Raw genomic sequence first — 11985 nt, 5'->3', positions numbered from 1 at the left:
ATCATGAAGGTAACACTTTGCCGCACCATCACAGTTAGCCGGTAACACAAGATCAAATATTAACCCACACAAGGTAGCTAAATCCGCCAATCTTATACAAAATCATTATTAAGATTTGGCGTCAGTAACACGCTCCAGTATCAAAAACCGGTGAGACAGTGGAGCCTCCGCATCACCTTGCTGCCGGGATATTTCCCGCCATTCGCTTTCGGGCAGCTCGGGAAAAAAGGCATCAGCCCCCTCTACTGCCACATCAATTTCAGTTTTATAGATTTTGTCCGCCAGCCCCAGGGCGGCGCGATAGATCTGCTCACCGCCGGCAATCATCACCTCGTCCGGCCGCTGCTCACGGGCGATGTCAATGGCCTGCTCCAGGCTCGACGCCTGGATAACGCCCTCGGGCGCCTGCCAGTCACCGCTCCGGCTCACCACAAGATTGAGCCTGCCCGGCAGGGGGCGGCCAATCGACTCATAGGTTTTGCGGCCCATGATAATGGGCTTACCCAGCGTGGTGCACTTAAAGTATTGTAAATCGGCAGGCAAGTGCCAGGGCATCGCATTGCCCTTACCAATGGCGTTGTCGTAGCCGCAACCGACTATCAACGCCACTTTCACGTCAGCGGGTTGCGTCATGGATAATGTCATACCGAAATAGGCGCGGTAATGCGCGGGTGTGGGTCATAGCCGTCAAACGTAAAGTCTTCGAGCTGGTAATCGAAGATGGACTCTGGCCGCCGGGCAATGCACAACTGCGGCAGAGGGCGGGGCTCGCGCGCCAACTGCGCATAGACGATGTCGTCCGTCAGATGATCATGATAGAGGTGGCAATCGCCAAAGGTATGGACGAAATCACCAACGTCGAGATCACACTGCTGGGCGATCATGTGTGTCAGCAGAGCGTAACTGGCGATATTGAACGGCACCCCCAGAAACAAATCGGCGCTGCGCTGGTAGAGCTGGCAGGAAAGCTTGCCATCGACCACATAAAACTGAAAGAGGGTATGACAAGCCGCCAGTGCCATACGCCCAGCAGCGACATTTTTCTGCGGGCTTACAGATTCGTCGGGTAAATCGGCCGGATTCCAGGCGCTGACAATCAGACGACGTGAGTTTGGCTTGGTCTTGATCTGCTCTATGACCTGGGATATTTGATCGATCGTTGATCCATCGGGACAAGCCCAGCTGCGCCACTGTTTCCCGTATACCGGCCCTAGCTCACCGTCCTCGGTCGCCCACTCGTTCCAGATCCGACAACCGCGTTCCTGTAACCACTGCACATCTGTGCGCCCCTGTAAGAACCACAGCAGCTCGACGATAACGCTCTTGAGGTGTACGGTTTTGGTGGTAACCAGAGGAAAGCCCGCCTGCAAATCAAAACGCAGCTGACGACCGAATACCGAGCGGGTGCCCGTACCCGTGCGATCACCCCGATCACTGCCGTTTTCCAACACATCGCGCATCAGGTCGAGATACTGTCTCATTATTTTTTCGGCTCCGCGATTGGCGCTGGCTTGGCCAGAGAGCGCGTGGCGTAGGCATAGGCCAAGAGCCCCACACCCAGTGCAAGCATGGGTAAACTCAACAGCTGGCCGCGCGTGACCCAACCGAACAGATCAAACTGAATATGCTGGTCCGGCTCACGTGCGAACTCGGCAAGAATGCGAAAACAAGCGTAACCAATTAAAAACACACCGCTCACAGCGCCCACCGGCCGGGGCTTGCGGGAAAACAAAAAGAGAATGACAAAAAGGGCCACACCCTCAAGAGCAAACTGGTACAACTGCGATGGATGGCGGGGCAGCAGCTCGGGGTCCTTGGGAAACACCATCGCCCAGGGCAGGTCCGTCGGCCGACCCCAGAGCTCCTGACCAATAAAATTGCCCAGTCGGCCAAACGCCAGCCCCAGTGGAACCATGGGCGCAACAAAGTCGGTGAGGGTCAAATAGGGTAAACGTATGCGATGCGCGTAAAACAGCATGGCCAGCAGCACACCGACCAACCCCCCATGGAAAGACATGCCGCCCTCCCAAAGGCGAAAGAGCCAGAGCGGGTCGCGCATCCAGGTATCAAAATTGTAAAAAACCACGTAGCCAAAACGGCCACCGAGCACCACACCGAAAGCGCCATAGGTAATCAGGTTTTCCACCTGAGCACGGCTGACCGGAGATCCCGGCTGCTTCGCCCGGTGCATCGCCACCAGCCAGGCTGAGGCGAAGGCAAAAAGATACGTAATACCGTACCAGTGAATATCCAGCGGACCAATGGACAGGGCGACAGGGTCTATGTTCGGGTGGGTAATCATAACGAGTGGGGCGCCAGATCAAAAAGTGCGGGCAATCATAACATCGGCATCTTACCGGCGAAACCGCAAGCGGGCTTACAGGTTCGGCTGGCATTGATCCCGACACGGCCAAGGGCCGCCACAAACACCGGCAATCACAAAGAGCTAATCGCCCTCCTCCAGGGGCCGCACTACCCGGGTGACGCCCGCCTCACGCAGGGTCTGATCGATCCGAGAGCGCACCTCGCCAGCATCAGACAGGCGCATCACATCGTCTAGCAAGGCTTCGGCCTGTTCGAGATTGACCGCTCGGATCACCGACTTAACCTTGGGCAGGTTGGTGGCGTTCATAGACAGCACATCATAGCCCATGGCCATCAAAATCACTGCGGCGCCCGGATCACCGGCAAGCTCGCCACAGATGCCAACGCTGACGCCCTGGGTGTGACCGTCCAGCACCACCTGCTGCAAGGCGCGCAGCACCGCCGGGTGGAAAGCTTGGTAGAGATCCGCCACCCGGGCATTGTTGCGGTCCACCGCCAGCAGATACTGGGTCAGGTCATTACTGCCCACCGACAGGAAATCGACCCGAGCTGCCAGTTCGCGCGCCTGATAGACGGCCGCAGGCACCTCGATCATAACGCCAATCGGCGGCAACTTGACCGCGAACCCCTCTTCCAGCAATTCGTGGTAGGCGCGGTAGATCAGGGCCTTGGCCTCTTCGAGCTCATGCACCGCACTGATCATGGGCAGGAGAATTCGCAGGTTATCCAGCCCGCTGCTGGCTTTCATCATGGCCCGGATTTGCGCCAGGAAGATCTCCGGATGGTCCAGGGTCACGCGAATGCCCCGCCAACCAAGAAAAGGGTTGTCCTCGTGAATCGGGAAGTAAGGCAAGGCCTTGTCCCCACCGATATCCAATGTCCGCATGGTCACGGTGTGGGGTGCAAACGCCTCGAGCTGCTCGCGGTAAATGGTGCGCTGCTCCTCCTCTGAGGGAAAGCGGTCGCGCAATAAAAAAGGCACCTCGGTGCGATACAAGCCGACACCTTCAGCGCCGCGCTCGAGCGAGCGCACTACATCGGTCATCAGCCCGGTATTAACCCAGAGCGGCAAGCGGTACTTATCAAGCGTTTCACAGGGCAGATCTTTAAGCGCCTCAAGCCCCTTGACCAGCTCTTCCTCTTCTTGCGCTATGGCCCGATAGTGCTTGAGCATTTGGGGGCCAGGGTCACTGTAAACCGCCCCCTTGTAACCATCGACGATCACTGGGCGGCCGTCCATGCGCGTGTAGGGCAAATCCACCGCACCCATCACCGTCGGAATTCCCATGGCACGAGCCAAAATGGCAACGTGGGAGTTACCCGAGCCCTGCACTGACACCAGACCCACCAGCTTGTCTTCGGGCACTTCACCCAGCATCGAGGCCGTCAAGTCATCGCCGATAAGAATGGTCTGGTCCGGGTAGATCTTACAGTGCTGGTTGGACTCCTGCAGATAGGCGAGAACCCGCCGGCCGAGGTCGCGCACATCGGTGGCCCGCTCGCGCAGATAGGCATCACTCATGCTGGCAAAAGTATTCTCATGCTCGAGAATAACCTCGCTCCAGGCGTAGGGCGCACAGGTGCCCTCTTTGATCTTGGCGATAACTTCACCGCCCAGCGAGGCATCGTCGAGCATCGCGAGGTAGGCATCAAAGAGCGCCCGCTCTTCGCGATTGAGCCGCTCTTCCAGCTGCTCACCCAGACCCTTGATATCCTGACGCACCGCCATCAGGCAGCGCTGAAAAAATGCGATCTCGGCCTCAATGTCATCGCAGCGCTGGTAGGGTACAGATTTAAGATCGGCCAAGGGCGCCACCACCACCGCCTCACCGATCGCAATGCCCGCAGCGCCGGAAACACCGGCAAACTTGGCCTGGGCTGCGGCCTTACCCACCGCCACCATGGTGCCGGTGGCCTCGGCGTGCGCGATGACGCCGGCCAATTGAGCCGACATGGTGACCAGGAAGGCCTCGTCACCTTCATCAAAGCGGCGCCGCTCGATTTGCTGAACCACCAGCACACCGAGGACCTGTCGGTGGTGGATAATGGGTACCCCGAGAAAGGAGCTGAAGCGCTCTTCGCCCGTTTCGGGAAAGTACTGGTAGCTGGGGTGGGACTCGGCGTCCTCGAGGTTGACCGGTTCCTCGCGCGCCACTACCCGTCCGACAAGACCCTCGTTGCGCGCCAGACGAACCTGCCCGACGGCCTCAGTCTTGAGACCGTCGGTTGCCATGAGCACATAATCACCCGCCGGGTCGCGCAGATACACTGAGCACACCTGAGTGTGCATGGCCTGTTTGACGCGCGTGACGATAATGCCCAGCGCCTTATGCAGGTCGCGAGCGGCATTAACTTCCTGAACGATACTGCGCAGCGAGTTAAGCATAGAGGCCATTTGAAATCGTCATTCCCCAAGGGCGGCCAGGCCGCCGTGTCTGTGATTCAGCATCGTACACCCAGCGCTTGTCAACTGCTTCCGGTACGCTCCAGCCGGCTGTGAATCGGAGCCAGCTCCTTCAGGGCCCGGCGATAGACGTCCCGCTTAAAAGCCACCACCTTACCCAGTGGATACCAATAGCTGACCCAGCGCCAATCATCAAATTCTGCCCGGCCACCGTTGTCGAGCGTGACGCTGGCATCCTCACCGCGCAGGCGCAGCAAAAACCACTTTTGCTTCTGGCCAATACACAAAGGCTGAGTGTTTTGCCGGATCAGCCGGTGCGGCAAACGGTAGCGCAGCCAGCCGCGAGTGCAGGCCAGAATATCCACATCCTGCTCGATCAGGCCAACCTCTTCACCGAGCTCGCGATAGAGCGCCTGTTCGGGGCTTTCATGCGGGTTAATCCCCCCCTGAGGAAACTGCCAGGCATCCTGTCCACCTACGCGCCGCGCCCAGAGCAGCTGCCCCCGGTCATTGCTGAGAATTATCCCTACATTCGGGCGAAACCCGTCGGCATCAATCACATCATTTACCCGTTACTCGTTCTGTAAAGCTCCCCATTCGCCGGGGGAGAGTGAAACTCCCCGCATTGTTCCACAAATACCGTCAACTCAGCAATTAAGCGCGGAGCCCGGCTTTGAAATAAACGGCCCGTCTCACACAGTGCGGGCTCGGCGACTGGCGATGCGGCCTTGCGGGCGCTATGCTACGCCATTTTGAGCGGAGACTGAGCGTGGCACTGGCGATTTTTGACCTGGACAACACCCTGATTGCCGGAGACAGCGATCACCGCTGGGGCGAATTTTTAATCGAGCAAAAGCTGGTGGATGAAGCGCAGTACCGCCGACAAAACGACGCCTTTTATCAGGACTACCAGCGCGCCGAACTCGACATCGACGCCTACCTCCGCTTTGTCCTCGCGCCACTGGCGCAGCGCTCAGTCGAAGACTGGGCGCGCATCCATCAGGACTTTATGGCCACCGCCATTGAACCCATGCTCCTGCCAGCAGCCCAGCAGCTGCTGGCCGAGCACCGACAGCGGGGCGATTACCTACTGATTATTACCGCCACCAACGGTTTTATCACCCGCCCCATTGCCCAGAAGCTTGGGGTGGACGACATACTGGCGACCGACCCAGAACAGGTGGATGGGCGTTACACCGGCAACTATCTCGGCACGCCCTGCTTTGCCGCGGGCAAAATCACACACCTGAACCAATGGCTCAAAAACCAGCCGCACAGCCTTGCAGGCAGCTACTTTTACAGCGACTCTATCAACGACTTACCTCTGCTGGAAACCGTCAGCCACCCGGTGGCCGTCAACCCTGACGCGCAACTCGCCGCCATTGCCCGCGAACGCAACTGGCCCACCCTTGATTTGAGGCAAGCCCAGTGATCAGACCGCTGGCTCTTATCTTACTGTTTGCACTGAGCGCGGCCTGCGAACGCTCACCCGCGCCTGGACATGAGTCCGCACAAAGCGCGCCAGCGAGTGAGCCAACGGTGCCAGCGCTTTCGCCGGAGCAAGCCAGCCAATTCTCGCTGACGCTCTGGCAGCGAGCCGGCGACAGCCTGGTTGAGTTCACCCAAGCCTGCAACATTGCCCACGCTTCCAACCTAGCGTTTCTCGAAGCCCCCACAGATACACACCTGCAGGCAGCGCAAGAGCGCTGGCAATCACTGCACGAGCAGTGGCTAGGCACTGCACCGGTCACGGCTCTCGCCGATACCAGCCCGGACTTATTTGCCGAGCTTAGCGACACCCTGGCCGCCATCGACGCTTATCCCATAGCCGCAGGTTACCTGGATGCGGTGCAAGGCTATCCGTTCAGCGGCATCGTGAACGACATTACCCTGGACATAAACCGCACCAATCTGCGAGAGCAGCATGGCCTGACCTCATCCTACGAAGCGTCACTGGGGCTGCATGTACTGGAGTTTTTGCTCTTTGGCGAGCAGGGCGAGCGGCAGGCCGGCGACTACACAAAAGCCACCTCAGGCACCGACTCACTCGATGCCCATGATCGACCGGAGAACCGACGCCGGGAGCTGCTCAGGCTGGTGTCTCGACTGCTCTGTGACGATGCAAGCGAGCTCGCGCAGCGCTGGCAATCCCCCGGCAGCGAAAGCGCGAGGATCTATAACAGACTGCCGCCAGACAGCCGGCTGCAGCTGTGGCGCCGGGCACTGGTGCACGCGTTCGCCAGCACTGAGGTTTCGGCCTCACACTGCGAGTTCGCCAGCAACTGCCCGACAAACCCATTGCTGGCCGAGGGAGTGAGGCGTTTTATTCAAGGCTCAAACAATGGCGCGGCGATACCGCTGATCGGCGACATCAACCGGCTCAGCGAGCAGTTGCATACACTTGCGCAACTCCCGCTAACAGAGCCTACAGACGCGGAGCAAACCGAACAGGCGCTACTGGAGGCCATCATCGACACACTCAGCGCGGATCCGCAAACACCCGGGCAAACACCGCTTTCAGATAGTTCGTCTCGACAATCGCCGGATGAACCGGGTGATCCGGCCCCTGACCCAGCCGCTGAATAATCCGGGCATAGCGACCCGCCTTCCAGGCACTGGCGCGCACAATGTCCACCAGGGTGTCCTCAGCCAGGTGCATGGAACAGGAGGCGGACACCAACAGGCCGCCGTCCGATAATAATTGCAACCCGAGCTCATTGATGTGGCGATAGGCCGCCTCTCCGGCCTTTTGATCCTTACGCCGCTTGATAAACGCCGGAGGGTCTAGCACCACCACATCGAAGCTGGCGCCCTCGGCGATCAACGCCTTTAGCACCTCAATCGCCTTGCCGCAGCGCGCCTGCACTCTCTCAGATACGCCATTGAGCGCAGCGTTTTGCAACACTTGCGCTACCGCCTTTTGCGAAGCATCGACACACAGCACCTGCGACGCACCGGCGGTGGCAGCCTCAACACCCCACCCACCGATGTAGGAAAACACATCCAGTACACGCGCCCCCGCCGACCAGCGACGCAACTGCTCGCGCCCGACACGGTGATCAAAGAACCAGCCGGTTTTCTGCCCGTCGTGCACCGGCACACGAAAGCGAGTCTGATTTTCCACCAGCTCTACCAATTCCGGCACCTCGCCGTAAGCCACTTGCGTGTAGCGCTCCAACCCCTCCAGCTCGCGCGCACTGTGATCGTTGGCCAGCAAAATCCCCTTAGGGCTGAGCAATTCCACCAGCACCGGCACCAGCAGATCGCGCAGCGCCTCCATGCCGGCCGTAGCGATTTGCACCACGAGATAGTCAGCGAATCGATCGACCACCAGGCCGGGCAATAAGTCGCTGTCGCCAAACACCAGCCGGTAGTAGGGATCGGGGAAGGCCTTGTCTCGCAACTGCAATGCGCGCCGCAAACGCTCGCGCAACAGTTCTTCATCCATGGGCTGGTCGGTGCGGCTGACAAGCCGGGCGCAAATCAGATTGGCCGGGTTCACCATAGCCACACCGATCAATTGCTCCTTGGCGGTGACCACGCGCACCTGGGTACCCGGCTCCAGCGATTTTAGCGGCGAGCGTTTGGTATCCACTTCATTGCTGTAAATCCACAGATGGCCGCGCTTTAAACGCCGATCCATCTGGCTGTTGAGGTAAAGGGTTGGCAAGCTCATGGTGGTCTCCGCAATGTGGCTGGCTGCGGAGTATAGCCGATGCTCACTGGGGCAGGTTATTCAGCGGCAGTGTATTGCGCTCGGCAAACGCTCGCAGGTCCGCTTCTGAAGCGCCCTCACGGCACTCCCCCCGCAGCCACTGCACGTAGTTACTCAGACGAAAATCCAGCTCGAGATAGCCCTCGCGGCAAAAACCGGTTGCCGCCACGACATAAGCCGTGCGCTCTTGCAGGCGCCGGTAATCACGCTTACCGGGCGCCCGTGAGGGACGCGCCTGCGGATTCACGTTACGATCCATCGTCGGAGAAAGACCGACGCGATACACAAACTGTTTGCTAGTATTGGGCAGGATTCGGATGGTGAGCTGCTCTGGGGCATTGCCGTAGGAGGGCGTACTGGAACAACCGGCGAGCAGGGCCGCCCCCAGGAGCACTGGCAAACTGTTTGTTATCAATACCCGTGCTGTTTTAACCAGCTTCATTGCGCGCCCCCGGACTTCTGTCTGAGCTAGTCTAGCGGCGCACCCCGATTAAGGCAAAACCACTTGCCGGACATTGGATGGGGGCGACTCGCCACTCTCATTGATAGCTATGACCCGATAGTAGTATGGCTGCCCGGGCACCAGTTCAGCGTCATCGGCAAAAATAGCCTGCTCTAGCGGTCGGTACGCCTGCAGACCATCGGACACCTTATCACCGGCCACCTGCCAGGGGCCGGACGCCGAAGTAGCCCGCTCAATCCGGTAAAAGCGCCCCACGGGCGAACCCATAAAATTGATGCGTTCTCGCGGATCGACGATCGCACGCAAGATCGGCGCCTCTGGCACGGGCAGAGGCGGGACAGACTCGAGTCCGGCCATTTGCGCCTGCGCCCGGCGCACCAAATTCACAACCGCCATTTCCTCGTTGGACTCCCCCTCGGGAAAGCCCGGCAAGCGGTAACTGTAGTGGCCGGTGTATTCTTTATGCCAGTAGAACCCTCCGTTGTGTCGATGCCCACGAAAGCCCCAAATAAAGGCACCTGCCGCCCGAGCGCCCTTGTGCTCGGTGTGCACCGCTGCTTGCATGATGCGGTCCAGCCCTTCGGCGTCGCGCAGGCCAAACTCACCGATCAAATACACTTTTTTTCCGTCTATGGCCTTAAGATCAGCCAACACCTGCTCAGGGTTATTGTTGCCGTTCGTGGTATAAAAGTGATTGGAAATAATATCCACATTGGGGTCGGCGAGCGAGAAGGCATTGACCGTCAGGTAGGTGCCATCAATCACCAGGTGGTTCTGATCCAGCGACTTGATCAGGGCGGCGGTTTTCTTTACGAACGGCTCGGTAGAGTCTTTGAGCTCATTGCCCGTCTCCCAGGCCAGTATGGCTTTTTCATCTTTGTACCGGCGGCCGGTGAGCGTGTTGGTGCGGTTAATCACCTGGCGAATAATATCTTGGTAGGCGGCATAGGTACGGCTGCCGGTAGCGTAAAAATCATCCGCCGTTTCATTGTAAAACGCCGCCAACTGCTCGCGCCCGCCCCACCACTTCCAGTGATCCACAAACGGCAAAATCAAGCGCAGGCCATGTTTTTCAGCCAGTGAAATCATGCGGTCGTAATGCACCATGGCCGCCTCATTGAGTCTAGGCATGCCACCGGGGGCGGTCGGACCGAGAACGTGCGTCTCGCGAGCGCAAGCCCGATCGTAGGGGGTTTCAATCGACAACACATAGACGCGCATCGCCTTGTGCCCAGTTCTCACCAGCGCCTTGATCCAGTTTTCCTGCTCATCAGCCGTGGGCCAGCGAAAGTACTGCCCCCACCCCCTTGGGTCCGCCTCGCACACGCCGCGGGCGTCATCTTCAATGCGATGCAACTCGGGGGCGTGAATACCGGCAAAGCGGAAAGGTTGATCGCCGTCCATCAGGCGGTGCTCATCGCGGGTGATAAACGTATCAAAAGCCTGCGCCATGGCGCTGCTCATCCATAGGATAGCGGCGACAATTAACCGAGAGCGGCTCATGGGGTCTCCTGGAGTGTCTTTCTTATGTTGGCGCAAGCTTAGCATCTTGACGGCAAGATGTAACCCGTTACAATCTGCCGTATGCTCCTTCCACTTGCAACTCAACACCCCCTTAGGACTAGTCGGCCATGCTGACGCGGTTGCGTCCCGCCCGCTTGGACTCGTAGAGCGCCTGGTCAACCCGGTCCACCAGCTGCCCGAGACCTTCACCGGAGCGGTAGAGCGCCACGCCCGAGCTCACCGTGAGCAGCTGGGTATCGCGACCGAAGCGAAAGACATGGGACTCGAAAGCGCTGCGAATGGTCTCGGCAATGCGTTCGGCCCGGGCGAGATCACAGTCTTCGAGCAGCAAGAGAAACTCCTCACCGCCCCAACGGCAAAGAGTATCTGTCTCGCGCACATGAGCGATCACCAGCTCAGCAAAGGTACGAATCACCTCATCGCCACACTGATGACCGTAGGTGTCATTGACGCTCTTGAAGCGATCCAGATCCATGCTGATCAGCGCCAGCGGCTGACCCTTACGCTGGGCGGTTTTTACGGCCCGCGAGAAGATCAAATCAAACACCTGCCGGCTGGCCGCCCCAGTGAGCTTGTCCTTGGTGGCCATTTGCTCCAGCCGCCGCTGGTAGCCACGCAAGGTGAAATAGGCGATCGACAACACCAGCAGTGTAATGGCCAGCGACAGCAACAGGTTAAACCACAGCGCCCGCTCAATTTGCTGCTGGGCGGGGTCGTCCGTTTGCTCAACAATCAAATACCAATCAAACTCGGGCACCAGGCGACTGTTGATGTAGACCTTGTGCCCATCACCTCGATGATATGAGACTGTGGCACTGGGGCTGGTGAGCAAACGCGTATAGAGTCCATTCATCCCAGGCTTGTCGCCCAGCCAGTCTGCCCCACTGTAACCTGCGCCGTGCAGAGCGACCCGCCCCTCACGGTCGACAAAGTAAATGGTGCGGCCGTAGCGACGCTGATAGCTTTCGATGAGCTGCATCACCGAGTCCACCGACAGTCCGACCCCGGTCACGCCGATAAACTGCCCCTGATCATCCAGAACGCGATAATTGACAAAAATACTCAGGCGGGAGCGATCGACCGTGTCCTGATCGACGTTGATTTCATAATCACCGTTGAGCGCCTTGGCCCGGAAGTACCAGTCATCTTTCGGGTCCTGCGCCGAGACCTGCTTAATGATACCGCTGGTGTGGTAGTAATTGAGGGTCCGATCCGAAATGAAAAACGCCGTGATGGTGTCGTACTTATCCTGAATGCGCGCCAGGTAGTCGGTGATTTTTTCCAGCTCCTGCTCGCCGTCTTCTACCCAACCTGTCACAAAGGTATCGTGCGCCATCAGGGAGGAGATCAACAGAGGTTGGAGCAGGTCGCGCTGGATTTCCGAGTAAATATTGTCGCTGGTCAGTGGCAGAGCCTGCTCTTCGAGCTGGGTGGTCACCGAATCCCTGGCCACCAAATAGCTCACAAGGCTGGTGGCGACAAAACCCACCAGCAAGAGAAGGCTCAGAGATAGGACGAAGACGGACTTTCGTTGCAGCATGAAACAATAGCTCG

11 protein-coding genes are annotated in these 11985 nt (G+C 58.7%); 2 read left to right on the top strand and 9 right to left on the bottom strand.

Going from position 1 to position 11985, the window contains the following annotated elements; genetic code table 11:
* Window positions 1-108: 108 nt before the first annotated feature.
* The 5 genes from QWI16_RS02380 to QWI16_RS02360 form a co-directional block, all read right to left on the bottom strand.
* Window positions 109-633: a dihydrofolate reductase gene (locus QWI16_RS02380; RefSeq protein ID WP_302711124.1), complete on the bottom strand. Its 525-nt coding sequence runs from the start codon at window positions 631-633 to the stop codon at window positions 109-111.
* 8 nt (window positions 634-641) lie between these two features.
* Entirely contained in the window at window positions 642-1481 is an 840-nt protein-coding gene (locus QWI16_RS02375; RefSeq protein ID WP_302711123.1) for a thymidylate synthase, read from the bottom strand.
* Entirely contained in the window at window positions 1481-2302 is an 822-nt protein-coding gene (gene lgt / locus QWI16_RS02370) for a prolipoprotein diacylglyceryl transferase (protein WP_302711122.1), read from the bottom strand. The genes QWI16_RS02375 and lgt overlap by 1 nt, the downstream gene beginning before the upstream one ends.
* Before the next feature lie 144 nt (window positions 2303-2446).
* Complete coding sequence (gene ptsP / locus QWI16_RS02365) at window positions 2447-4711, bottom strand: phosphoenolpyruvate--protein phosphotransferase (protein ID WP_302711325.1); 2265 nt, start codon at window positions 4709-4711, stop codon at window positions 2447-2449.
* 80 nt (window positions 4712-4791) lie between these two features.
* A complete protein-coding gene (locus tag QWI16_RS02360; protein ID WP_302711121.1) occupies window positions 4792-5289 on the bottom strand; it encodes an RNA pyrophosphohydrolase in 498 nt (165 codons plus the stop codon).
* A 209-nt stretch (window positions 5290-5498) separates the two neighbouring features.
* On the opposite strand from QWI16_RS02360, the gene QWI16_RS02355 reads away from it, so the two are divergent.
* Window positions 5499-6161 (top strand): histidinol-phosphatase, encoded by a 663-nt coding sequence (locus QWI16_RS02355; RefSeq protein ID WP_302711120.1) that lies wholly within the window; start codon window positions 5499-5501, stop codon window positions 6159-6161.
* 107 nt (window positions 6162-6268) lie between these two features.
* Window positions 6269-7315, top strand: a complete 1047-nt coding sequence (locus QWI16_RS02350) for an imelysin family protein (RefSeq protein ID WP_302711119.1) — start codon at window positions 6269-6271, stop codon at window positions 7313-7315.
* On the opposite strand, the gene QWI16_RS02345 is transcribed toward QWI16_RS02350, so the two are convergent.
* From QWI16_RS02345 to QWI16_RS02330, 4 genes are all read right to left on the bottom strand, one after another.
* Window positions 7209-8405, bottom strand: coding sequence for a class I SAM-dependent rRNA methyltransferase (locus QWI16_RS02345; RefSeq protein WP_302711118.1), 1197 nt, complete (start codon window positions 8403-8405; stop codon window positions 7209-7211). The genes QWI16_RS02350 and QWI16_RS02345 overlap by 107 nt on opposite strands.
* Before the next feature lie 43 nt (window positions 8406-8448).
* Complete coding sequence (locus QWI16_RS02340) at window positions 8449-8886, bottom strand: hypothetical protein (RefSeq protein ID WP_302711117.1); 438 nt, start codon at window positions 8884-8886, stop codon at window positions 8449-8451.
* A gap of 48 nt (window positions 8887-8934) precedes the next feature.
* Window positions 8935-10410: a cellulase family glycosylhydrolase gene (locus QWI16_RS02335; RefSeq protein WP_302711116.1), complete on the bottom strand. Its 1476-nt coding sequence runs from the start codon at window positions 10408-10410 to the stop codon at window positions 8935-8937.
* 118 nt (window positions 10411-10528) lie between these two features.
* Window positions 10529-11971, bottom strand: coding sequence for a sensor domain-containing diguanylate cyclase (locus tag QWI16_RS02330; protein ID WP_302711115.1), 1443 nt, complete (start codon window positions 11969-11971; stop codon window positions 10529-10531).
* Window positions 11972-11985 lie beyond the last annotated feature (14 nt).

The organism is Gilvimarinus algae, assembly GCF_030518215.1.
Lineage (GTDB): Bacteria > Pseudomonadota > Gammaproteobacteria > Pseudomonadales > Cellvibrionaceae > Gilvimarinus > Gilvimarinus algae.
Note: the sequence above shows the minus strand (reverse complement) of the source record. Positions and strands in the feature narration are given on the sequence as shown.

What these genes read in the sequence shown, in the direction of transcription:
- QWI16_RS02380 (WP_302711124.1), bottom strand. Translation starts at nt 633, where the DNA reads ATGACGCAACCCGCTGACGTGAAAGTGGCGTTGATAGTCGGTTGCGGC.
- QWI16_RS02375 (WP_302711123.1), bottom strand. Translation starts at nt 1,481, where the DNA reads ATGAGACAGTATCTCGACCTGATGCGCGATGTGTTGGAAAACGGCAGT.
- lgt (WP_302711122.1), bottom strand. Translation starts at nt 2,302, where the DNA reads ATGATTACCCACCCGAACATAGACCCTGTCGCCCTGTCCATTGGTCCG.
- ptsP (WP_302711325.1), bottom strand. Translation starts at nt 4,711, where the DNA reads ATGCTTAACTCGCTGCGCAGTATCGTTCAGGAAGTTAATGCCGCTCGC.
- QWI16_RS02345 (WP_302711118.1), bottom strand. Translation starts at nt 8,405, where the DNA reads ATGAGCTTGCCAACCCTTTACCTCAACAGCCAGATGGATCGGCGTTTA.
- QWI16_RS02340 (WP_302711117.1), bottom strand. Translation starts at nt 8,886, where the DNA reads ATGAAGCTGGTTAAAACAGCACGGGTATTGATAACAAACAGTTTGCCA.
- QWI16_RS02335 (WP_302711116.1), bottom strand. Translation starts at nt 10,410, where the DNA reads ATGAGCCGCTCTCGGTTAATTGTCGCCGCTATCCTATGGATGAGCAGC.
- QWI16_RS02330 (WP_302711115.1), bottom strand. Translation starts at nt 11,971, where the DNA reads ATGCTGCAACGAAAGTCCGTCTTCGTCCTATCTCTGAGCCTTCTCTTG.